Below are 21,548 nucleotides of genomic sequence, written 5' to 3' on the forward strand. Positions count from 1 at the left end.
GAGTGCCTCAAGGACGTCGTCGTCCGCATGCTGCCGTACTGGTACGACGGCATCGTCCCGGACCTGCTCGCCGGCCGCACGGTCCTGGTCGCCGCCCACGGCAACAGCCTCCGGGACCGGTGCGGGGGCCGATGCCGCTCCCGCCACCGGACCGGCCGTCGAGCGGACGGCCTGAGCACTCGTCCGCATGCACCCGCGCACGCACGACGGCGCCCCGCGCGGAAACGATCCGTTCCGCGCGGGGCGCCCTTGCCGCTCCGCGACGGCGGGGCGGCGGGTCAGCCGCAGCAGCCACCGCACTGGCACGGGGCCCCGGACTGGCAGCCGCAGCCGCAGCCGGAGCCGCAGCCGCAGGCGCCGAGCAGGGGCAGGTGCACCGCGTCGGCGGGGGCCTCCTGCCGGGGGTCGGTCGTGGGGGAATCGGCCATGGTTCCTCCTCAGGACGTACGACAGGGCCGTACGCCTCGACCGAGCGCGTACGACCGGGGCGTACGGACAAGACGTGCCGCCCCACCCCATTGCATGCCCACCCGGGCGGGCGCATCAACGGCGCACGTACGCAGAGACATGTGTGCGACCGGATGCGCCTTCGCGCACCCCCGCGCGCCCGCGGCCGGTGGAGGGCCGGAGCCGGGCGCCCTCCACCGGGATCAGGCGCCCTCCACCGGGGTCGGCTGCTGGATCTCGTCGGCGTGCTCGCCCGTCACCAGGTAGACGACGCGCTTGGCGACCGACACCGCGTGGTCGGCGAAGCGCTCGTAGTACCGGCCGAGCAGCGTCACGTCCACGGCCGTCTCGATGCCGTGCTTCCAGCGGTCGTCCATCAGGTGCTGGAACAACGTGCGGTGCAGCAGGTCCATCTCGTCGTCGTCCTGCTCCAGCTGGAGCGCCAGGTCGACGTCCTTGGTGATGATCACCTCGGCGGCCTTGGCCATCAGGCGCTGCGCCAGCTGCCCCATCTCCAGGATGGTGGCGTGCAGGTCGTTCGGCACCGCCGACTCCGGGAACCGCAGCCGGGCCAGCTTGGCGACGTGCTGGGCGAGGTCGCCCGAGCGCTCCAGGTCGGCGCTCATCCGCAGCGAGGTGACCACGATCCGCAGGTCCGTCGCCACGGGCTGCTGGCGGGCGAGCAGGGCGATGGCCCGCGCCTCCAGGTCGTGCTGGAGGTCGTCGACCTTCTGGTCCGCGGCGATCACGCTCTCCGCGAGCTTCAGATCGGCATCGAGCATGGACGTCGTCGCCCGGCCGATCGCCGACCCGACGAGCCGGGCCATCTCGACCAGCCCCTCGCCGATCGAGTCGAGTTCCTCGTGGTACGCGTCACGCATGGAAGTCCCTCTCCAGTCCTCATTCGTAAGGCCGGGGCCAGGTATGAACCCCACGCTGCCACCCTGATCGGCGTACGCGTCGGCTTCCGGCCGCCCAAGTGAACCAACCCTTGCTCCTCGGTGAACTCTGGGAGACGAGTGTTCGGACAGACACCCGGATGGCTGGGATAGTCCTCCCGGACCTGCATAACCTTGACGTATGGACGTGAACGCGGCAGTCGCCGCAGCTGCGGCGATCGGCGGTGCGTGTACCGGCGTGGTCGCCATGCTGGCGTTCCGCTGGAGCGAGCGCGACCAGAAGAAGCCCACGCGCACCTCCATGCGGCCGGACAGCAACGCACCCCTGCCGCCCGGGGTGGACACGGTCCTTTCCGTGCTCAGCTCCTCGGCGGTCGTGCTCGACGAGAGCGACAGCGTCGTCAAGGCCAGCTCGGCCGCGTACGCGCTGGGCCTGGTCCGGGGCGGCCGGCTGGCCGTCGACGCGATGCTCAACATGGCCAGGGACACCCGCCGCGACGGTGAGATACGGCAGGTCGAACTGGACCTCCCCCGGCGCGGCACGGGCCGCGGCGAGGCCCTCGCGGTCTCCGCCCGGGTCGCCCCGCTCGGCTCCCGGCTGGTGCTCCTGCTGGTCGAGGACCTCACCGAGGCCCGCCGGATAGAAGCGGTGCGGCGGGACTTCGTCGCCAACGTCAGCCATGAGCTCAAGACGCCGGTCGGCGCGCTCTCGCTGCTCTCCGAGGCCGTGCTGGACGCCTCCGACGACCCCGAGGCCGTGGAGCGGTTCGCGGGCCGGATGCAGATCGAGGCGACCCGGCTGACCAACCTCGTACAGGAGATCATCGACCTCTCGCGGGTGCAGAACGACGACCCGCTGGAGGACGCCGAACCGGTCCGGGTGGACGAGCTGGTGGCCGAGGCCATCGACCGCTGCCGCCAGCAGGCCGGGTCGAAACAGATCACCATGGCGGCCGGCGGCACCGCGGAGCTCCGCATCTGGGGCAACCGCGGCCAGCTCGCCGCGGCACTCGGCAACCTCGTCGAGAACGCCGTCAACTACAGCCCCGCCCGTACCCGAGTGGGCATCGCCGCCAGGCGACTGTCCGTGCCCGGCGGGGACCAGATCGAGATAGCCGTGACCGACCAGGGCATCGGCATCTCGGAGAAGGACCGCGAGCGGGTCTTCGAACGCTTCTACCGCGTCGACCCGGCCCGCTCACGGGCCACCGGTGGCACCGGCCTCGGCCTCGCCATCGTGAAGCACGTGGCCGCCTCGCACGGCGGGGAGGTCACGGTCTGGAGCTCGGAGGGCCAGGGCTCCACCTTCACCCTGCGGCTGCCCGAAGCGGGCTCCGTGCGGGAGCGGGACCGCAGCTCGGGCGGACCGCTCATCGTCAACGACGACGAGGGCCCCTACGGACCCGCCCACCCCGACACCCTTGAACCGTTCCCTGCCCCGGAGGTCCTTCCGTGACCCGAGTGCTCGTCGTCGAGGATGAGGAATCCTTCAGCGACGCCCTGTCCTACATGCTCCGCAAGGAGGGTTTCGAGGTCGCGATCGCGGCCACGGGCCCGGACGGGCTTGACGAGTTCGAGCGCAACGGCGCCGACCTCGTGCTGCTCGACCTGATGCTGCCGGGTCTGCCCGGCACGGAGGTCTGCCGTCAGCTGCGCAGCAGGTCCAACGTCCCCGTGATCATGGTCACGGCGAAGGACAGCGAGATCGACAAGGTCGTCGGCCTGGAAATAGGAGCCGACGACTACGTCACCAAGCCGTTCTCCTCGCGGGAGCTGGTCGCCCGCATCCGCGCGGTGCTGCGCCGCCGCGGGGAGCCGGAGGAGGTCGCCCCGGCCGCCCTGGAGGCGGGCCCGGTGCGGATGGACGTGGACCGCCACGTCGTCACCGTCGCCGGCGGCAAGGTCGACCTGCCGCTCAAGGAGTTCGACCTGCTGGAGATGCTGCTGCGCAACGCGGGCCGGGTCCTGACCCGCATGCAGCTCATCGACCGGGTCTGGGGCGCGGACTACGTGGGCGACACCAAGACCCTCGACGTCCACGTCAAGCGGCTGCGCGCCAAGATCGAGCCCGACCCGGGCGCGCCGCGCTTCCTGGTGACGGTGCGGGGCCTGGGGTACAAGTTCGAGCCGTAGGCCGGCCGGTACGCGAACGGCGGAGGGCGCCCCCGGGATGGATGGGGGGCGCCCTCCGCCGTTCGCGTACCCGGGCCGCCCCGCCGCCATCCGCGCGGTGGGGCGGCGGCGGTGGCCCGGTGGGTCAGTGGCCCTCGGCCGAGGCGGACGAGGCGTCGGTCGGGGTGGTCTCGCCGCCCTTGCCGTCCTCGCCGTTCTCCGCCTCCGAACCGGCGGGGGTGCCGGTGGGCTTCCCGGACGGGCCGGCCGTGTCGGCCGGCGGCGTGGGCAGCGCGCTCGGGCCGTAGCCCTCGAAGAAGCTCTTCGCCGGGACCACGAACGCGCCGAGCGGGACCTCGCCGGTCGAGCTGAACTTGAAGACGACGCGCTGCACGTCGCCGGCCTTGGCGGCCTCCAGGCCGTTCTCGATCACGGCGGAGGCGTTGCCCGTACCGCCCAGGACCACCTTGTCGCCGGCCTGGATCACGATCGGTCCGGTGCCCTCGGCGGGGGTCAGCTTCACCGGGGTGCTCGAACCCGGCAGCGTGATGGTCTCCAGGGTCTGCGGCTTCGTGCCGTTGTTGAACACCGTCGCGGTGACAACGGCCGGGCCCTCGGCGGTGAGCTCGGGCTGGGTGACGACGCTCGCGTTCTGGACGCTGATGTCGCCGATGGTGGTGGCGGCATTGTCCGGCTTGATCTGCAGCGTCGCTGCGTCGTTGCCCGCACCGCACGCGGCGAGCGAGGCGATCGAGAACGCGATGGCTGTGGCGGCGAGGGCGCCGTGTCGAAGGCTGCGGCTCACGGCGGCGGCAACTCCTTGAACGGTTCGGACTGCGGACGGTGGGGCGGGCGACGTAAAGCCGCCCTAAGGGTGTGTCAGCGGCCTTAGGCTACCGAGCCGCCCCCGCCGCCCCGCACCCGACCCCGTGCCGGGGGCGTGCGGTACGGCCCGGGTGCGGTCGGGCCGGACGGGATGCCGGTGGGGTCCGGCGGGATCGGGAACAACGGTTCGCGGACTTCCCGACTTACCGGTAACTTCCGCGATCCCCGCCCCTCCGGGGTCCGTGTCCGGCAAAGGTTTGCAGGTCCGCGCGGTCCGAAACAGGTCGACACACGCCGTTCACATATTGCCGGTGATCAATTCATGGAGCGTGGCGCATTCCGTGCGCATAAGCGCTCGCATCGGGTTGTTGATCAATTCCATTGACCGGCGTCAGTTACATCCGTACGGGTGATCGATCTCCGAACGGAGTGGGGAAACTCCGGTGTCAGGAATCCGACAAAACGGGATGTTAGACCCCTTCGGGAGCCGGTTCCGGTGCGCGTGACGTGCGCGTTTCGCCCCGCCCGCACAACCGCTCCGACCTGCGAATACCGCCTTCCGGGAACCTTCCGCAGCACGTGCGCGTCGCTGTTGTCAAGCCCCGAGATATGCCCTGACCTGCGAAAACGCCATTCAGGAGAAGCAGTTCTCGTGTTACTCTTGATAGCCACGGAAGGGGTACCTGTCACATGACGTTCAAGGTTGGCGACACCGTGGTCTATCCCCATCACGGGGCCGCGCTGATCGAGGCTATCGAAACTCGCCAGATCAAAGGCGTGGACAAGACCTACTTGGTGCTCAAGGTCGCCCAGGGCGACTTGACGGTTCGCGTGCCGGCGGACAATGCGGAGTTCGTGGGCGTGCGCGACGTGGTCGGGCAGGAAGGGCTGGACCGGGTCTTCGAGGTGCTTCGCGCACCGTATGCCGAGGAGCCGACGAACTGGTCCCGGCGCTACAAGGCAAATCTCGAGAAGCTCGCCTCCGGCGATGTCATCAAGGTCGCCGAGGTGGTGCGCGACCTGTGGCGTCGTGAGCGCGAGCGCGGACTGTCCGCGGGTGAGAAGCGCATGCTCGCCAAGGCTCGCCAGATCCTGGTGAGCGAGCTCGCTCTCGCGGAGAACACCAACGAGGACAAGGCCGAGGCTCTGCTCGACGAGGTCCTCGCGTCCTGACCCGGTTTCGCACCGGTTGCAATAAATGTGCCGCAGTGCCCGCTGACGACCGAATTCACGGTATGTCGCCGGGCATTGCGGCATGTCCGGACCCGGTGCGGCATGTCCGGATTCGGAACGCCGCCCGTCCGGATTGCGTTTCGATTCACCGATGCGTTGGCTTCATCGGTGATGCCCCCGATACGTTGCTCGTGATCTTGTACAACCGATACGGCCGGTGCAGCCGATCCCGAGCGGCCGGTGCGGTTCGTCCGATTTCGATCGGGTGTCACGGAAAGGGCCCGGTCGAATCGGGGCGTGGCGCCCGGCTCGCTTGTGGCCATACCCACGTCGACCGTGGAAACAAACATGCCGAAGCTCCGGAGTGCAACCGATGTCTGATCAATCGCGTCCGTACCGCACCGCAGCGGTGATTCCCGCGGCCGGTCGCGGCGTGCGGCTCGGCCCCGGCGCCCCCAAGGCGCTCCGCGCGCTGGGCGGGACGCCCATGCTCATCCACGCGGTACGGGCCATGGCGGCCTCCCGCTCCGTCTCCCTGGTCGTCGTCGTGGCCCCGCCGGACGGTGCCGGCGAGGTCAAGAACCTGCTCGACGAGCACGCCCTGCCCGAGCGCACCGACTACCTCGTGGTGCCCGGCGGCGGCACCCGGCAGGAGTCCGTGCGCCTCGGCATCGAGGCCCTGCCCGAGGACGTCTCCGCCGTCCTCGTCCACGACGCGGCGCGCCCGCTGGTGCCCGTCGACACGGTGGACGCGGTGATCGAGGCGGTGCGCGAGGGGGCGCCCGCCGTCGTTCCCGCGCTGCCGCTCGCCGACACCGTCAAGGAGGTCGAGCCCGGTGCGCCGGGGGAGGCGGAGCCGGTGCTCGGCACGCCCGTGCGGGCCAGGCTGCGCGCCGTGCAGACCCCGCAGGGCTTCGACCGGGAGACGCTGATGCGCGCGCACGCCGCCGTCGCCGTGGACGGCGAGGGCGCCACGGACGACGCGGGCATGGTGGAACGGCTCGGGGCGCCCGTCGTGGTGGTCCCCGGGCACGAGGAGGCGTTCAAGGTGACCCGGCCGCTGGACCTGGTGCTGGCCGAGGCGGTACTCGCGCGCAGGAGGGCGAACGATGGCTTCTGAGGAAACGGCGGCCCGCGAAGAAACGATGGTTCCCGCAGCGGCTTCCGGGGCGGCGGCTCCCGAGGGGGCGGCTTCCGCGGAACGGGCCGTCCCGGTGATTCCGCAGGTCGGGATCGGCACCGACATCCACGCCTTCGAGGAGGGCCGCGAGCTGTGGTGCGCGGGGCTGCTCTGGGAGGGCGAGGGCCCGGGCCTCGCCGGGCACTCGGACGCCGACGTCGTCGCGCACGCCGCGTGCAACGCGCTCTTCTCGGCCGCCGGGCTCGGCGACCTCGGGCAGCACTTCGGCACCGGGCGGCCCGAGTGGTCCGGCGCCGCCGGGGTGACCCTGCTGGCCGAGGCGGCGCGGATCGTGCGGGCCGAGGGCTTCGGGATCGGCAACGTCGCCGTCCAGGTCGTCGGCGTACGGCCGAAGATCGGCAAGCGGCGCGAGGAGGCGCAGAAGGTGCTGTCGGCCGCCGTGGGGGCGCCCGTCTCGCTCTCCGCGGCCACCTCCGACGGGCTCGGCTTCACCGGACGGGGCGAGGGCCTCGCCGGGATCGCGACCGCGCTGGTGTACCGCACGGGCTGACGTCCGTACGGTCCTGACCTGCCGGGACTCCGGGGCCACCGCCTTGTTGCGTATGCCTTGCACGTACGCTGGTGAGGCAAGCGGCAGGGTGTGCGGAGGGTGAGGGCGGTGGCTCGCGGATGAGCGCGACGACGGTGGTTCCGGCACGGGCCGGGGCCGACGGATACGTACTGCGCACCGCCACCGACGCGGACCTCGGCGGGGCGCGGGCCGTGATGCTCGACACCGTCTACCGCGACCTCAAGTCCGGCTACGTGCCGCGCTGGCACGCCGACATCATCGACCCCGGGGCCGCCTATCTGCGCCCGGAGCGCTGCACCCTGCTCGTCGTCGAGCACGGGGGCGAGATCGTCGCCACCGGCGCGGTGCGCGACCGCGGGCCGCAGGCGCCGCCCAACCCGCGGTGGGTCGCGGACCGCTTCCCGTCCGGGACCACCGCCCAGCTCTGCCGGATCTACGTCGCGCCCGACCACCGCAGGAACGGTCTGGCCCGGCGGCTGGTGCGCGAGCTGTGCGACTTCGTCGCGCGGGCCGGCGGGTACGGGGCGATCTACCTGCACACCGATCCGGCCGTGCCGGGCGCCGAGCCGTTCTGGCGGTCGCTGGCGCGGGAGGTGTGCGACGAGCGCGCGCTGCCGGGCGGCGGCCAGGGCATCGTCCACTTCGAGCTGCCGGTGCCGGCCACCCCCGCCCGCTAGATGACAATCATTTTCATATAAGGTCGCTGCCATGCCCACGTCCCGACGCCGTCGCCCCGCGCTGCCGCAGGCCCTCGCCGCGGCCGCCCTCCTCGTACCGCTCGCCACCGCCTGCTCCTCGTCGGACGGCTCCGGCGGATCCGCGGACGGGCAGCGGCTCCGGGTCGCCATGGCCTTCCCGCCCGCCCAGGCCATGTCCCCCTACGGCGACGACGCGGTCACCCTCAGCCGTCTCGCCGTGGTCGAGGGCCTCACCGCCCTCGACCGGAACGGCGACGCGAAGCCCGCGCTCGCCACCTCCTGGAAGCGCGACAACGACCGCACCTGGAGCTTCACGCTGCGCGACGCCGTCTTCCAGGACGGCCAGAAGCTGGAGGCGCCCGCCGCCGCCCGCTCGCTGCGCGCCGCCGACGAGGCGTCCCCCAGGCCCCGCGTCCTCAGCGACACCCGCCTCCTCGTCACCACCCCGGACGCGAGGACCGTACGGATATCCACGAAGACCCCCGACCCGCTGCTGCCCCAGCGCCTCGCCAACCCCTCGCTCGCCGTCCTGTCCGAGGCCGCGTACGAGGGCGGCGGGGTGAACCCCGCCGGGCACGCCACCGGACCCTTCACCCTGACGAAGGTCGACGGCGCCGTCGGCGCGACGCTCCGGCGCAACGACACCTACTGGGGCAAGAAGGCCCAGGCCCCCGGCGTCGACGTGAAGTTCGTCGCCGACGGCACCGCGCGCGCCAACGCCCTGCGCACCGGATCCGTCGACGTCGCCGAGTACGTGCCCATCTCGCAGGCATCCCTCCTCGGCGACGGGCTGGTCCACGAATTCCCCTCCGCCCGCACCAACGGCCTCTCCCTCAACACCGGGCGCGGGGTCTTCGCCGACCCGGCGATGCGCGCCGCCGCCCGCGAGGCCATCGACTCGGCGGCCCTCGTCAAGGGCGTCTACGAAGGCCGCGCCGACACCGCGCAGGGCCTCCTCGGCCCCGGCGTGCCCTGGGCCGCCGCCGCCCGCACCGCCCCCACGGACCGGGCGGAGGCCGCGGGCGAGGAGCAGGTGGCGAAGACGGAGCAGATCGTCCTGGCCACCTACACCAACCGGCCCGAACTGCCCGAGGTCGCCACCGTCGTCCAACAGCAGCTCACCGCCCGCGGCTTCACCGTCAAGCAGGTCGTCCGCGACTACGCCCAGCTGGAGGCCGACGCGCTGGCCGGCCGGTACGACGCGTTCATCCAGGCCCGCAACACCCTCCTGGACACCGCCGACCCCGCCTCCTACCTCGCCTCCGACTTCACCTGCGACGGCAGCTTCAACATCTCCCAGCTCTGCGACGAACGCGTCGACGCCGCTGTGGACGAGGCCGCCGGCCTCGCCGCGACCGACGCCCGCCACCGCGCCGAGATGGCCGCCGAGGCCCGCGTCCTCGGCACCGACGCCCTCGTACCGCTGCTCCACGAACGCTTCGTCCAGGGCTACGACGACGGCCGCGTCCGCGGCGTCTCGCTCGACCCGATGGAACGCACCCTGATCACCGCCGACACCCGCGTCGGGTGACCGGGTGAGGTACCTGGCGGGGCGGCTCGGCACCCTCCTCGCGGTCGTCGCCGTCGTCGGACTGCTGCCCCGGCTGACCCGCACCGACCCGGCGCTCACGATCCTGCACGCCCGGTACGCCGACCGGCCGCCCACTCCCGAGACCCTCGACGCGATCCGCGCCGGGACCGGACTCGACGGCGGACCGCTGTCCGTGCTCGGCGGCTGGCTGGGCGGGCTGCTCCGCGGCGACCTCGGCACCTCCTGGGTCTCCGGACAGCCCGTCGCCCCCGACGTGACCTCCGCGCTCGGTGTCTCCCTCACGCTGATGGGGGCCTCGCTCGCGGTCACCGTGCTGCTGGCGGGCGCCCTCGTCGCGGGCACGCTGCGGCGCGGGGCGCGGCGCCGGATCACCGCCGCGCGGGCCGGGGCGGTCGCGGCCGTCCTCGCCGCGCTGCCGGAGTTCCTGCTCGCCGCCGTCCTGGCCGCCGTCGTCGCCGTGCGGCTCGGCTGGCTGCCCGCGCTCGGCTGGGGCACGCCCGAGCAGATCGTGCTGCCCGCGCTCGCGATGGGCGTCCCGGCCGGGGCCCTGCTCGGCCGGCTGCTGGACGACGCGCTGCCCGCCGCGTTCGCGGAACCGTGGGCGCGGGCCGCCACCGCGGGCGGGCTGCCCGGCCGGCGCGTCGCGGGGCACGCCCTGCGCCGCACCCTGCCCGGACTGCTGCCGCAGCTCGGCCTGGTCGTCGTCGGCCTCACGGGCGGCGCCGTCGCCGTCGAGACGCTGTACGCCGTGCCGGGCCTGGGCGGCACGGCGCTGGCCGCGGCCCTCGCCCAGGACCTCCCGGTCCTCCAGGCCTGCGTCCTGTTCCTCCTGCTGCTGGGCGTCGCCGCCGGGCTCGCGACCCGGCTCGCGGCCCGCGCCCTGCTCGGGCCCGCCCTGCGCGACGGGGCGCWGCCCGCCCGCGGTGGCGGCCCGCGCCCACGGTTCCGCGAACGCGGCGGGCAGCGCGTCGTCCAGCAGCCGGCCGAGCAGGGCCCGAGCAGGGCGAGCACCACCGCACCGGCGCCCGCTCGTCGCCGGTGCGGTGGTGCTCGCCCTGCTCTTCGCCGCCGTGACCGCGGCCGGGCTGCTGCGCGACCCGGACCGGGTCGACGCCGCGCTCCGGCTCGCGGGGCCGTCCGCCGCCCACCCCTTCGGCACCGACTCCCTCGGCCGCGACGTGCTGGCCCGCCTCGGCCACGGTGCGGCCCGCACCGTCCTCACCGCGGTCGCCGTCTGCGCCGTCACCCTCCTGCTGGGCCTGGTGCTGGGCGCGCTGCGGGCCGGCCCGCTCACCGAGACCGCCAACGCGCTGCCCGCGATCCTCGCCGGCCTGATCGTCGCCGGCATCGCGGGCCCCGGGCCCTGGGGCGCCGCCGCGGCGGTCACCGCCGTCGCCTGGGCGCCGCTCGCCGCGCACACCTCGGCCCTGTACGCGCAGGAGCGGGCCGCCCCGCACCTCGCGGCGGCCCGCGCCCTGGGCGCCGGACGGTGGCACCTGGCGCGGCGCCACCTGCTGCCCGCCGTCCTGCCCCCGGTCCTGCGCCACGCGGTGCTGCGGGTGCCGGCCGTCGCGCTGGCCCTCGCCTCCCTCGGCTTCCTCGGCCTCGGCACCCCGGCCCCGGCGCCCGAGTGGGGCCGGATGCTGTCGGAGAACATGCCGTACGCGGAACGGGCCCCCTGGTCCGTGCTCGCCCCCGCCGCCGCGCTGGCCGCCCTGGGCGCGCTGGCCGTCCTCACGACGGCGGCGCTCCGGGGGCGGGCCGCCCACGACCGGAAAGCGGCCCCGTGACCGCCGGGACCGCTCTCCGCACGGCCGCGCGCACCACCCCCTACCTCCGCCTCCTCACCGCCACCCAGTTCGCCTTCAACATCGGCTTCTACGCCGTGCTGCCCTACCTCGCCACCCACCTCGGCACCGGCCTCGGCATGGCCGGCTGGCTCGTCGGGCTGGTCCTGGGCCTGCGCACCTTCAGCCAGCAGGGCCTCTTCGTCGTGGGCGGCGCCCTCACCGACCGGTACGGGCCCCGCCCCGTCGTCCTGGCCGGCTGCGCCCTGCGCATCGCGGGCTTCGGCCGGCTCGCCCTCGCCGACTCCACCGCGGGCGTCGTCGCGGCGGTGGTCCTCATCGGCTTCGCCGCCGCGCTGTTCTCGCCCGCCGTGGAGTCCGAGACCGCCCGGGAGGCCGTCCGGCACGAGCGGGAGACGGGCACCCCGCGCGCCCGGGTGCTCGCCCTGTTCTCCGCCGCCGGACAGGCCGGTGCCTTCCTCGGGCCGCTGCTCGGCTCGCTGCTCCTGCTGCTCGGCGCCGGTTTCCGGGCCGCCTGCCTCGCCGGTGCGCTGGTCTTCGTCGGAGTCCTCGCCGGACACGCCCGGCTGATGCCGCGCCGTGCCCCCGGGGCCCGCCCGGCACCGCCCCGCGGCGCCCTGCGCGAGGTCTTCGGCAACCGCCCCTTCCTCGTGCTCTGCCTCGCGTACAGCGGCTATCTGATCGCGTACAACCAGCTCTACCTGGCGCTCCCCGCCGAGGTGGAACGGGCCACCGGCGGGCAGGCCGCGCTCGGCTGGCTCTTCGCGCTCTCCTCGCTCCTGGTGGTCGTGGCCCAGCTGCCGCTGACCCGCTGGTCCGCCCACCGCCTCGCCCCGCGCACCGCGCTCGTCACCGGGCTGGGGACCGTCGCCGCCGGGTTCGCCGCCGTGCCGCTCACCCCCGGCGGCCCCGCCGGACTGCTGCCCGGCGCCGTGCTCGTCGTACTGCTCACCCTCGGCCAGATGCTGCTGGTCCCGGCCGCGCGGGGCCTGGTGCCGGACCTCGTCGACGACCGGCGGCTCGGCCTCGCCACCGGGGCGCTCTCCTCCGTGTCCGGGCTCGCCGTGCTCGGCGGCAGCGCCGCCACCGGGGCGCTGCTCCAGACGCCGGGACCGGTCCGGTGGGCGGTGCTGGCCGCCGTTCCGCTGGCGGGTGCCGTGCTGGCGTTGACCCTTCCGGTGGGCAGGACCGGGAAGCGGAGGGACCGAGCCGGGGTTGGGGTACGGGTAGGAGCACCACCGATCCCCTGGAGGACGTACGCCATGACCGCCGCACTCTCCGACAACCTCAAGGCGCTTCTCGACAGCCCGGTCTTCGTCACCGTCGCCACCATCCAGCCCGACGGCAGCCCCCAGGTCTCCCCGGTCTGGGTCAAGCGCGACGGCGACGACGTGCTCATCTCGACGACGGTCGGCCGCCGCAAGGAGAAGAACCTGCGCCGCGACCCGCGGGTCACCGTCGTCGTGCAGCCCTTCGACGCCCCGTACACGTACGCCGAGATCCGCGGCACCGCCGACCTGACCACCGAGGGCGGCCCGGAGCTCATCGACGAACTGTCCCGGAAGTACACCGGCAAGGACTACGCGGACTTCAACCCCTCGTCCGCCGACGACGCCCAGCGGGTGGTCGTCCGGATCACCCCGCGGAAGGTCGTCGGACACCTCTGAGCGCACCGCCGGGAGCACCGCCCCGAGAAACTTTTTCCCCGCGATCCCCAAGGGGTCGCGGGGCACTGGTGCGCGCCCACTACCCTTGAGGCGTGACTATTCGCCTGTACGACACCAGCGCCCGGCAGACCCGTGATTTCGTCCCGCTCACGGCGGGCTGTGTCTCGATCTACCTCTGTGGCGCGACCGTCCAGGCCGCCCCGCACATCGGGCACATCCGGTCCGGGCTGAACTTCGACATCATGCGCCGCTGGTTCGAGTACCGCGGCTACGACGTCACGTTCATCCGGAACGTCACCGACATCGACGACAAGATCATCACGAAGTCCGCCGAGCAGGGCCGCCCGTGGTGGTCGATCGGGTACGAGAACGAGCGGGCGTTCAACGCGGGCTACGACGCGCTCGGCTGCCTCCCGCCCACCTACGAACCGCGTGCGACCGGCCACGTCCCCGAGATGATCGAGATGATGCGGGGTCTGATCGAGCGCGGTCACGCCTACGAGGCCGACGGCAACGTCTACTTCGACGTGCGCTCCTTCCCCGGCTACCTGGAGCTGTCCAACCAGGACCTGGACGACCTGCGCCAGCCGTCCGGCGAGGGCGAGACCGGCAAGCGCGACCAGCGCGACTTCGCCATGTGGAAGGCGGCCAAGCCGGGCGAGCCCAGCTGGGAGACCCCGTGGGGCCGCGGCCGCCCCGGCTGGCACCTGGAGTGCTCCGCCATGGCGCACAAGTACCTCGGCTCCGCCTTCGACATCCACGGCGGCGGCCTCGACCTGATCTTCCCGCACCACGAGAACGAGATCGCCCAGGCCAAGGCGTACGGCGACGAGTTCGCGAAGTACTGGGTGCACAACGCCTGGGTCACCATGTCCGGCGAGAAGATGTCGAAGTCGCTGGGCAACTCCGTGCTGGTCGGCGAGATGGTCAAGGCGTGGCGCCCGATCGTGCTGCGCTACTACCTCGGCACCCCGCACTACCGGTCGATGATCGAGTACAGCGAGGAGGCCCTGCGCGAGGCCGAGTCCGCGTTCGCGCGGATCGAGGGCTTCGTGCAGCGCGTCACCGAGAAGGCGGGCGAGACGGTCGAGCCCGCCGCCGAGGTGCCGCCGGCCTTCGCCGAGGCGATGGACGACGACCTGGGCGTCCCGCAGGCGCTCGCGATCGTCCACACCACGGTCCGCCAGGGCAACTCCGCACTGGCCGCCGACGACAAGGAGGCGGCCGTCGCCCGGCTCGCCGAGGTCCGCGCGATGCTCGGCGTCCTCGGCCTCGACCCGCTCGACGAGCACTGGGCGGGCGAGAGCGACCGCGGCGACGACCTGCACGGGGTGGTCGACACGCTCGTACGGCTCGTCCTGGACCAGCGCGAGGCCGCCCGCGCCCGCAAGGACTGGCCCGCCGCCGACGCCATCCGCGACCAGCTGGGCCAGTCCGGACTCGTCATCGAGGACGGCCCGACCGGGCCGCGGTGGACACTCGGCCCGCGCCAGTAGCCGCCACCATGTGCCGCCCGGCGTTCCGGGCGGCACACTTCACTTACGCACGCATGTCTGAGAAGCAACGAAACAGGTAGGTCATGGCCGGGAACAGCCAGCGCAGGAACCGCCGGACGTCCAACAAGAAGGGCGCGCAGGTCGGCAGCGGTGGGCAGCGACGCCGTGGCCTGGAGGGCAAGGGCCCGACGCCGCCCGCCTCCGCCCGCAAGGGACACAAGAAGAACCGGATCGCCAACGCCCAGGCCAAGCAGGCCGCGGCCCGCCGCCCCGCCCCGCGCCGCGGCGGCGTCAAGGGCACCTCCGAGATGGTCGTCGGCCGCAACCCGGTCTACGAGGCCCTGCGCGACGGCGTCCCGGCGACGACCCTGTACGTCCAGCAGTACATCGACAACGACGAGCGGGTCCGCGAGGCGCTCCAGCTCGCCGGCGCGCGCGGCAACGTCAACCTGATGGAGGCCCCGCGCCCCGAGCTGGACCGGATGACGAACGGCCTGAACCACCAGGGCCTCGTCCTCCAGGTCCCGCCGTACGAGTACGCGCACCCGGAGGACCTCACCGCCGCCGCGTACGACAACGGCGAGGACCCCCTCATCGTCGCCCTCGACGGGGTCACCGACCCGCGCAACCTGGGCGCGATCGTCCGTTCCGTCTCCGCCTTCGGCGGCCACGGCGTGGTCGTGCCCGAGCGGCGCGCGGCCGGGATGACGGCGGGCGCCTGGAAGTCCTCGGCGGGCACGGCGGCGCGCACGCCGGTCTCCCGGGTGACGAACCTGACCCGGGCCCTGGAGGGCTACCAGAAGGCCGGTCTCACGGTCGTCGGCCTCGCCGCCGACGGCGAGCACACCGTCGAGGACCTGGAGGAGCTCGCCGGTCCCGTCGTCATCGTCATCGGCAGCGAGGGCAAGGGCCTGGGCCGCCTGGTCGGCGAGACCTGCGACTACCGGGTCCGCATCTCGATGCCGGGCGGCGCGGAGTCGCTGAACGCCGGTGTGGCGGCCGGGATCGTCCTGTACGAGGTCGCCCGCCGCCGGGCCTGAGCGGCCCACCCGTCCGGGGGGCGGCCGACCGGAGCAGCCCCCCGCCGGACCCCGTTGACGGGTCTCGGACACATCGGGCCCGTCAAGGCAGTGTCCTAACCACACATCACTCGGTTAGATGAGTGTGGACACCAGAACGCCTCGGTTCGACGAACCACCGGCCCTGAGCATGACCAAGGTGGACTGCGATCCTGCGCAGGTCATCGTCAACCACGCCAGCTTCCGGGTACAGCTCGCCCCCGGCCAGCGCGCCCGGCTGCGCGGTCTGGCGCCCGTCGGCGGGCCCAGGATCCCCGCCATGAGCGGGGGCGCGGGGGCGGCGCGCGGACGGCGCGCGCCCGTCGTGTGGAGCGGCAGGTCCGCCCCCGGCGACCCCGGCGCCACCGGACTCCTCCAGGCCGTGCGCAACTCCACCGCGGGCCGCCCGGGAGCCGGGTACGACTCCTACGACCCCTACGCGGCCCCGGAGTTCGGCGGCGGGCAGGCCCCCGGCGGCATCGACTGCCTGGAGGAGACCCAGCCCAACCCCGTCGTCACCGCGCCCCAGCAGCCGGGCCCCTACGGCAACGGCCCCCTGCTGCCGCCCATGCGCCGGGCGGTCGGCGCCTACGACCCCGTGGACAGCCCGCCGTACGGAACCCCGGCGTACGCCGCGGACGGCTTCGCGGCGGACGACTACGACGGGGACGGCTACGGGAAGGCGGAGGACCGGGACGGGCGCCCCGGCGAATCCGTCCGGCACGCCTACTACCCGGGCCGCCGGATGAACCTCGGCGTCGTGCTGCTGCCGCTGCGGGTCTTCCTGGGCTTCATCTCCATCTACGCCGGCATGGGCAAGCTGTGCGACCCCGTCTTCTTCGACGGCGGCGAGCGCGGCTCCATGGTCAAGTGGCTGAACTCGCTGCACCCCTGGGCGCTGGCCGAGCCGCTGCGCGACTTCGCGCTCTCCCATCCGGTCGGTGCCGGACTGACCGTCGCCTTCCTCCAGGTCGTCGTCGGCGTGCTCACCGTTCTCGGCCTCTGGCAGCGGGTCTCCGCCACGGTCGGCGCGCTGCTGTCCGCCGCCCTGCTGGTCACCGTCAGCTGGCGCAGCGTCGCCGCCTACGACGCGCCGGACATCATCTACCTCGCCGCCTGGAGCCCGCTGATCATCGCGGGCGCGCCGGTCTACTCGGTCGACGGGCGGCTCGCGGGCGAGGCGTGGCGCAGGCTCGGCCCGCGCTCGGCGATCTGGGAGCTGCGCCGCCGGGTGCTGCGCCGGGGCGCCGTCGTCGCCTCCGTCGTCGTCGGCCTCACCCTGCTGGTGGGTTCCCTGCTCGGTGGCGCGGTGCGTTCCTCCGTGGTCGTCACCGTGCCCGGTCCGAACGGCGAGCCGACCAACCGGCTGCCCGGCTCCCCGCTGCCCGAGGAGTCCCGCAGCGGCCGGGCCACGCACCCGCCCGCCGGCGAGCGGCCCGTCCCGTCCCGCAGCGTCGCCCCCACCACCCCCACGGCAGGGGCGTCCACGCCCGCCGCGGACACCGTCCGCGAGTCGTCCGGCCAGACGGCCGGCGCGGGGCAGCCCAGCCAGACGCAGGGCACGAGCCAGCAGGTGCCGCCGCAGACGACACCGCAGCAGCCCCCGGCCGCCGGCAGCTCGGGCCCGACGTCCTCCGGCTCCACGGGCACGGGCGGCGGCTCCTCCGGCGGCTCGGACGACGGAGACTCCACCGGGGGGTCCTCCTCCGGAGGCCAGAACCCCATCGGCGGCCTGCTCGGCTGAGCCACCGACGACGGGGCCGTGGGCACCGGGCGGGAGGCCCGGCCCGCGGCCCGCACGCCGGCCCGGCACGAAGGGGCGGTCACCGGTTCGTTCCGGTGACCGCCCCTTCGTGCCGCTTCCCGCCGTCCGCCGCGCGTCACCGCGCGCCGCTCCGTACGGCTTTCCGCCGCTCCGTACCGGCTCTCCTGCCGCCCGTACCGCTTCCTACCGCGCGCCGAGTTCCTTGGCCGCCTCGGTCAGGTCCTTCGCCGTGTCGATGGCCCGCCAGTACGCCCCGTGCGGCAACGGGTAGCCGGCGAGCCTGCGCTCGCGGGCCAGCCCGGGGAACGTCGTCCGCTCGTGGTCGCCCCGGTCCGGCAGCAGCTTCGTGAACGCCGGGGAGAAGACGTACACACCGGCGTTGATCAGGTACGGCGAGGGCGGCGACTCGATGAAGTCGGTGATGTGCCCGAACGCGTCCGTCTCCACGGCACCCCAGGGGATGCGGGGACGGGCCAGGGCCAGGGTGGCGGTCGCATCGCGTTCGGCGTGGAACGCGGCCATCTCGCGCAGGGAGAAGCGCGTCCAGATGTCGCCGTTGGTGGCGTACCAGGGCTGCTCGGGGTCGGGCAGCCGGGCGGCCGCGTACTTCAGCCCGCCGCCGCGGCCCAGCGGCTCGGACTCCACGACGGTCGTCACGCGCAGCGGCAGCACCGCGGAGGCCAGCCATTCCTGCAGCACCTCGGCCAGGTGACCGCACGACACGACGGCGTCGGTCACGCCCTCGGCGGCCAGCCAGGAAAGCTGATGGCCGATGATCGGAGTCCCGGTGCCAGGGATCTCGACCATCGGCTTGGGGCGGTCATCGGTGTACGGGCGCAGCCGCGACCCCTGGCCGCCTGCCAGGACCACGGCCTGCGTCGGATACGTATACATGCCAGGCACGATAGGCGGTGCCCGGAACGTCCGGTCAGCTGAACTGTGCGACCCCCGAGGCGAACGAGGTGTCGCAGACGGGGCGGGAGAACCGGTGGGCCTGCGTGGGGCCGTACTTGTCGACCGCGGCGCGGCCCAGTGCCCTGGCGATGGACATGCAGTGCCGGGCGAGCGAGGGACGGCCCTCGACGGAGCGCTGGAGGTCCGTCAGCGCGACACTCGGGTCCTTCTCCCGGAGCTCCACGAGCAGCCGGTCGCGCAGGACGTCCTGCGGGGTGCGCGCCTCGGCGCGCTTCGAGATGTCGTGAGCCGACGCGGTCAGGACCTGCGGCTCGGAGTTGTTCGCCGCCCACGGCACGCTGGTGACGGCGAGGGTCCCGGAGAGGACCATCACGACGGGCAGGACGAAGGCGAGGGATCGGCCGATGCGGCGCGCAGTCTGGGTCACGCAGCGAGCGTAGCGGTCAGTAATGATATGGCGACATTTCGTCACCCCTGAGGGGGAAGGTTCGAGAGTGCTTTTCGAATTCCGTGTTGACGTCCGGCGTCGAAATGCCCGGTGTGCCGGGGAATCCGGGGCCGCGTGCCCCAAACCCGAAACCGCCCCGTGCGTGCGAACGGCCCCGCACTCCACCGGGAGTGCGGGGCCGTTCGTGTGGCGCTGCGGGGCGTCAGTCGGTGAGGCGGGCGCCCGTCGAGGTGGAGAAGACGTGCAGCTCGTCCGGGCGCGGCACGACGTGGAGCTTGGTGCCCTTCTCCGGGACGGCACGGCCGCCGACGCGGACGACCAGGTCCTTGTCCTCGCCGCCGACCCGCGCGGAGCCGTAGACGAAGCCGTCGGCGCCGAGCTCCTCGACCACGTTGACCGAGACGGCCAGGCCGGCCGGGGCGTCCGAGCTGTCCTTGGACATGGACTTCGCGGCGGCGCCGCCGTGCTCGACGATGTCGAAGTGCTCGGGGCGGATGCCGACCGTAACGGTCGTGTCGCCCTTGTCCGCGGCGGCGGAGAGCGCCTCGCGGGAGACCGGGACGACGCTGTTGCCGAACTTCACGCCGCCGTCGGTGATCGGGACCTCGATCAGGTTCATGGCCGGGGAGCCGATGAAGCCGGCCACGAAGAGGTTCGCCGGCTTGTCGTACATGTTGCGCGGCGAGTCGACCTGCTGGAGCAGACCGTCCTTGAGGACCGCGACCCGGTCGCCCATGGTGAGGGCCTCGACCTGGTCGTGGGTGACGTACACGGTCGTGATGCCCAGGCGGCGCTGGAGCGAGGCGATCTGCGTACGGGTGGAGACGCGGAGCTTGGCGTCGAGGTTCGACAGCGGCTCGTCCATGAGGAAGACCTGCGGCTCACGCACGATGGCGCGGCCCATCGCCACACGCTGACGCTGACCACCGGAGAGCGCCTTCGGCTTGCGGTCCAGGTAGTCGGTGAGGTCCAGCATCTTGGCGGCCTCTTCGACCTTCGCCCGGATCTCGGTCTTGTTGACCCCGGCGATCTTGAGCGCGAAGCCCATGTTGTCCGCGACGGTCATGTGCGGGTAGAGCGCGTAGTTCTGGAACACCATGGCGATGTCCCGGTCCTTCGGCGGCAGGTGCGTGACGTCGCGGTCACCGATGCGGATCGCGCCGCCGTTGACGTCCTCGAGACCCGCGAGCATGCGCAGGGAGGTCGACTTTCCACAACCGGAGGGACCGACGAGGACGAGGAACTCGCCGTCCGCGATGTCGATCTCCAACTGGTCCACGGCCGGCTTCGTGGAGCCGGGGTAGACGCGGGACGCCTTGTCGAACGTAACGCTGGCCATGCTGAATCTTCTCCTTCACCGGCAGGAACGTGCCGGACGATCCGAGTAAGGGAGTGGTCTGGTCCACTTGAGTGAACCTTCCGCGACGCTACCTGGCCATTTCGAATCTGTCAGTAGTTCGAAGGCCGCGAAATTTCGGGACCACTCGGGGCGAGGCGTTGGTTACACTGCTCCGGCACGCCTCCTTAGCTCAGCTGGCCAGAGCAACGCACTTGTAATGCGTAGGTCGTCGGTTCGAATCCGACAGGGGGCTCTGCGGGAAGCCCGGGTCGGACGAGTTCCGACCCGGGCTTCTTTCGTTTTTCGCCCGGCGGGCGAGGCGGCGTCCGCGGTCCCGGTTCCGGTCGGGGCTCCGGCTCTCCCCCGTTCCGGGCGGGGGGTGCCCGCAGTGCCGGTCGGCCCGCTGTCCGGATGGTCCGGCGGGAGCCGGGTGGCGAGGCTGGTCGCGCAAGGATCCGCCGAGCAAGAAGGAACCCTCCGTGTTCAGCTTCGAGCCGCTTCGCCGTCGTACCGTCCGTACCGCCGTCATCGGTGTTCTCGCCGCCGGCGCCTGCGCCACCGTCATGGCCGGCAGTGCCGGAGCCATCGTCAACGGGTCGGAATCCAGCGAGAGTTACCCGTTCATGGCGACCATCCCGGCGTCGGCCCCGGAGCAGGGGCTGAACGACGGGAACTGCGGGGCGTCGCTGATCGACCGGCAGTGGGTGCTGACGGCGGCCCATTGCGTGAAGGTCGAGGGCCTCGAACTGGAGGGCATCGTGCGCGTCGGCAGCGACCACCGCAAGACCGGTGGCACGGTCCGGAGGATCGACCGGATCTTCGCCCACCCCGGCTATGTGAACGGCAACAACAAGTCCGCCAACAAGGACGACGTCGCGCTGATACGCCTGGACCGCCCGGTCGCCGAGAAGCCCATCCGGATCGCCGGACAGGCCGGGAAGCCCGGCACGCCGACCCGGCTCCTGGGATTCGGCACCACCGTCGACACCGAGTTCCGGTTCCCGGACCGGTTGCAGGAGCTGGACACCCGCAGGGGTGCCGAGTCCGAGTGCGCGCCCGGCTACGCGGACCGGACCCGGCTGTGCACGGTCTCCACCGTGCCCGGGGCCATGGCCTGCTTCGGGGATTCCGGCGGGCCGCAGATCCGGAAGGGCCGGGGCGGCCGCTGGGAGCTGATCGGTGTCACCTCGGGGCCCGGCGTCCCGGACGTGCCGTGCTCGCAGGGCCCCGGCCTCTACAGCAGCGCGCCCGCCTACGCGGGCTGGATCGGCCGGACCATGAAGGCCAACGCGGCTCCGGCGCCCGGCTCTTTCGAGGCCGGTGCGGGTGAGGCCGGTGCGAACGGTGCCGCCGGGACCGGCAGGGGCGGCATCGTCCGGGCCGGTGTGAGCGAGGTCGGTGCGAACGGTGCCGCCGGGACCGGTGCGAACGGTGCCGCCGGGACCGGTGCGAACGGCACCGCCGCGGCGATCGCCGGCGTGGCCGCCGCGCTGGTCGCCGCGGGTGGCGGCACCGCCGTCGCGGTACGTCGCCGCAAGGCCCGCCGTACCACCTGAGCGGAACCGGCGCGATCCGAGGGCGGCACCCCTGTCGAGGGGTGCCGCCCTTCGTCGTCCGGCCCACCGGGCGAACGG

At 73.1% G+C, this 21,548-nt stretch carries 18 protein-coding genes, 1 tRNA gene and 2 pseudogenes; 15 read left to right on the forward strand and 6 right to left on the reverse strand.

What is annotated here, in order from left to right; all coding sequences use genetic code 11:
- Positions 1 to 278: 278 nt before the first annotated feature.
- Positions 279 to 428, reverse strand: a complete 150-nt coding sequence (locus tag EAO76_RS44665) for a hypothetical protein (RefSeq protein ID WP_187438691.1) — start codon at positions 426 to 428, stop codon at positions 279 to 281.
- Positions 429 to 650: 222 nt separating this feature from the next.
- Positions 651 to 1,328 (reverse strand): phosphate signaling complex protein PhoU, encoded by a 678-nt coding sequence (gene phoU, locus EAO76_RS19460; protein ID WP_148837178.1) that lies wholly within the window; start codon positions 1,326 to 1,328, stop codon positions 651 to 653.
- 199 nt (positions 1,329 to 1,527) lie between these two features.
- Between phoU and EAO76_RS19465 the strand changes: the two genes are divergently transcribed.
- Both EAO76_RS19465 and EAO76_RS19470 read left to right on the forward strand, forming a co-directional pair.
- Positions 1,528 to 2,802 (forward strand): cell wall metabolism sensor histidine kinase WalK, encoded by a 1,275-nt coding sequence (locus EAO76_RS19465; RefSeq protein WP_148837179.1) that lies wholly within the window; start codon positions 1,528 to 1,530, stop codon positions 2,800 to 2,802.
- A complete protein-coding gene (locus tag EAO76_RS19470) occupies positions 2,799 to 3,479 on the forward strand; it encodes a response regulator transcription factor (RefSeq protein ID WP_148837180.1) in 681 nt (226 codons plus the stop codon). The genes EAO76_RS19465 and EAO76_RS19470 overlap by 4 nt, the downstream gene beginning before the upstream one ends.
- A gap of 124 nt (positions 3,480 to 3,603) precedes the next feature.
- On the opposite strand, the gene EAO76_RS19475 is transcribed toward EAO76_RS19470, so the two are convergent.
- Complete coding sequence (locus EAO76_RS19475) at positions 3,604 to 4,263, reverse strand: DUF461 domain-containing protein (protein WP_148837181.1); 660 nt, start codon at positions 4,261 to 4,263, stop codon at positions 3,604 to 3,606.
- Positions 4,264 to 4,973: 710 nt separating this feature from the next.
- Between EAO76_RS19475 and EAO76_RS19485 the strand changes: the two genes are divergently transcribed.
- The 11 genes and pseudogenes from EAO76_RS19485 to EAO76_RS19530 all read left to right on the forward strand — a co-directional run bounded on the left by EAO76_RS19485 (position 4,974) and on the right by EAO76_RS19530 (position 17,191).
- Positions 4,974 to 5,456, forward strand: a complete 483-nt coding sequence (locus EAO76_RS19485) for a CarD family transcriptional regulator (protein ID WP_006380568.1) — start codon at positions 4,974 to 4,976, stop codon at positions 5,454 to 5,456.
- A 373-nt stretch (positions 5,457 to 5,829) separates the two neighbouring features.
- Positions 5,830 to 6,576: a 2-C-methyl-D-erythritol 4-phosphate cytidylyltransferase gene (gene ispD / locus EAO76_RS19490; RefSeq protein WP_148837182.1), complete on the forward strand. Its 747-nt coding sequence runs from the start codon at positions 5,830 to 5,832 to the stop codon at positions 6,574 to 6,576.
- Positions 6,577 to 6,601: 25 nt separating this feature from the next.
- Positions 6,602 to 7,147: a 2-C-methyl-D-erythritol 2,4-cyclodiphosphate synthase gene (ispF, locus tag EAO76_RS19495; RefSeq protein WP_376042326.1), complete on the forward strand. Its 546-nt coding sequence runs from the start codon at positions 6,602 to 6,604 to the stop codon at positions 7,145 to 7,147.
- Positions 7,148 to 7,266: 119 nt separating this feature from the next.
- Positions 7,267 to 7,845: a GNAT family N-acetyltransferase gene (locus EAO76_RS19500; protein WP_148837183.1), complete on the forward strand. Its 579-nt coding sequence runs from the start codon at positions 7,267 to 7,269 to the stop codon at positions 7,843 to 7,845.
- Between the two features lie 31 nt (positions 7,846 to 7,876).
- A complete protein-coding gene (locus EAO76_RS19505; protein WP_148837184.1) occupies positions 7,877 to 9,397 on the forward strand; it encodes an ABC transporter substrate-binding protein in 1,521 nt (506 codons plus the stop codon).
- Between the two features lie 4 nt (positions 9,398 to 9,401).
- Positions 9,402 to 11,208 (forward strand): annotated as a pseudogene (locus tag EAO76_RS19510) (ABC transporter permease subunit).
- Positions 11,205 to 12,482 (forward strand): annotated as a pseudogene (locus EAO76_RS19515) (MFS transporter); the annotation flags it as partial. The pseudogenes EAO76_RS19510 and EAO76_RS19515, both read left to right, overlap by 4 nt.
- 6 nt (positions 12,483 to 12,488) lie before the next feature.
- A complete protein-coding gene (locus EAO76_RS47655) occupies positions 12,489 to 12,893 on the forward strand; it encodes a PPOX class F420-dependent oxidoreductase (protein ID WP_376448677.1) in 405 nt (134 codons plus the stop codon).
- Positions 12,894 to 12,985: 92 nt separating this feature from the next.
- Positions 12,986 to 14,389, forward strand: coding sequence for a cysteine--tRNA ligase (gene cysS / locus EAO76_RS19520; protein ID WP_148837185.1), 1,404 nt, complete (start codon positions 12,986 to 12,988; stop codon positions 14,387 to 14,389).
- Between the two features lie 83 nt (positions 14,390 to 14,472).
- A complete protein-coding gene (gene rlmB, locus EAO76_RS19525; protein WP_148837186.1) occupies positions 14,473 to 15,429 on the forward strand; it encodes a 23S rRNA (guanosine(2251)-2'-O)-methyltransferase RlmB in 957 nt (318 codons plus the stop codon).
- Between the two features lie 118 nt (positions 15,430 to 15,547).
- Positions 15,548 to 17,191, forward strand: a complete 1,644-nt coding sequence (locus EAO76_RS19530; RefSeq protein WP_262375595.1) for a DoxX family membrane protein — start codon at positions 15,548 to 15,550, stop codon at positions 17,189 to 17,191.
- Between the two features lie 204 nt (positions 17,192 to 17,395).
- Here EAO76_RS19530 and EAO76_RS19535 read toward each other — a convergent pair whose 3' ends face one another.
- From EAO76_RS19535 to EAO76_RS19545, 3 genes are all read right to left on the reverse strand, one after another.
- Positions 17,396 to 18,106: a nucleotidyltransferase family protein gene (locus tag EAO76_RS19535; RefSeq protein ID WP_148837187.1), complete on the reverse strand. Its 711-nt coding sequence runs from the start codon at positions 18,104 to 18,106 to the stop codon at positions 17,396 to 17,398.
- A gap of 34 nt (positions 18,107 to 18,140) precedes the next feature.
- Positions 18,141 to 18,554, reverse strand: a complete 414-nt coding sequence (locus EAO76_RS19540; RefSeq protein ID WP_148837188.1) for a hypothetical protein — start codon at positions 18,552 to 18,554, stop codon at positions 18,141 to 18,143.
- 223 nt (positions 18,555 to 18,777) lie between these two features.
- Positions 18,778 to 19,914 carry an ABC transporter ATP-binding protein gene (locus EAO76_RS19545; RefSeq protein ID WP_148837189.1) on the reverse strand — a complete coding sequence of 379 codons (1,137 nt, stop codon included), beginning with the start codon at positions 19,912 to 19,914 and terminating at the stop codon, positions 18,778 to 18,780.
- 179 nt (positions 19,915 to 20,093) lie between these two features.
- Between EAO76_RS19545 and EAO76_RS19550 the strand changes: the two genes are divergently transcribed.
- Both EAO76_RS19550 and EAO76_RS19555 read left to right on the forward strand, forming a co-directional pair.
- Positions 20,094 to 20,167 (forward strand) — tRNA-Thr (locus EAO76_RS19550).
- Positions 20,168 to 20,393: 226 nt separating this feature from the next.
- A complete protein-coding gene (locus tag EAO76_RS19555; RefSeq protein ID WP_399462386.1) occupies positions 20,394 to 21,470 on the forward strand; it encodes a S1 family peptidase in 1,077 nt (358 codons plus the stop codon).
- Positions 21,471 to 21,548: the final 78 nt, after the last annotated feature.

It is taken from the genome of Streptomyces sp. sk2.1 (genome assembly GCF_008120935.1).
Taxonomy (GTDB): Bacteria; Actinomycetota; Actinomycetes; order Streptomycetales; family Streptomycetaceae; genus Streptomyces.

What these genes read in the sequence shown, in the direction of transcription:
- EAO76_RS47655 (WP_376448677.1), top strand. Translation starts at nt 12,489, where the DNA reads ATGACCGCCGCACTCTCCGACAACCTCAAGGCGCTTCTCGACAGCCCG.
- ispF (WP_376042326.1), top strand. Translation starts at nt 6,602, where the DNA reads ATGGTTCCCGCAGCGGCTTCCGGGGCGGCGGCTCCCGAGGGGGCGGCT.
- EAO76_RS19500 (WP_148837183.1), top strand. Translation starts at nt 7,267, where the DNA reads ATGAGCGCGACGACGGTGGTTCCGGCACGGGCCGGGGCCGACGGATAC.
- EAO76_RS44665 (WP_187438691.1), bottom strand. Translation starts at nt 428, where the DNA reads ATGGCCGATTCCCCCACGACCGACCCCCGGCAGGAGGCCCCCGCCGAC.
- EAO76_RS19465 (WP_148837179.1), top strand. Translation starts at nt 1,528, where the DNA reads ATGGACGTGAACGCGGCAGTCGCCGCAGCTGCGGCGATCGGCGGTGCG.
- EAO76_RS19505 (WP_148837184.1), top strand. Translation starts at nt 7,877, where the DNA reads ATGCCCACGTCCCGACGCCGTCGCCCCGCGCTGCCGCAGGCCCTCGCC.
- EAO76_RS19535 (WP_148837187.1), bottom strand. Translation starts at nt 18,106, where the DNA reads ATGTATACGTATCCGACGCAGGCCGTGGTCCTGGCAGGCGGCCAGGGG.
- ispD (WP_148837182.1), top strand. Translation starts at nt 5,830, where the DNA reads ATGTCTGATCAATCGCGTCCGTACCGCACCGCAGCGGTGATTCCCGCG.
- EAO76_RS19545 (WP_148837189.1), bottom strand. Translation starts at nt 19,914, where the DNA reads ATGGCCAGCGTTACGTTCGACAAGGCGTCCCGCGTCTACCCCGGCTCC.
- rlmB (WP_148837186.1), top strand. Translation starts at nt 14,473, where the DNA reads ATGGCCGGGAACAGCCAGCGCAGGAACCGCCGGACGTCCAACAAGAAG.
- phoU (WP_148837178.1), bottom strand. Translation starts at nt 1,328, where the DNA reads ATGCGTGACGCGTACCACGAGGAACTCGACTCGATCGGCGAGGGGCTG.
- EAO76_RS19485 (WP_006380568.1), top strand. Translation starts at nt 4,974, where the DNA reads ATGACGTTCAAGGTTGGCGACACCGTGGTCTATCCCCATCACGGGGCC.
- EAO76_RS19530 (WP_262375595.1), top strand. Translation starts at nt 15,548, where the DNA reads ATGAGTGTGGACACCAGAACGCCTCGGTTCGACGAACCACCGGCCCTG.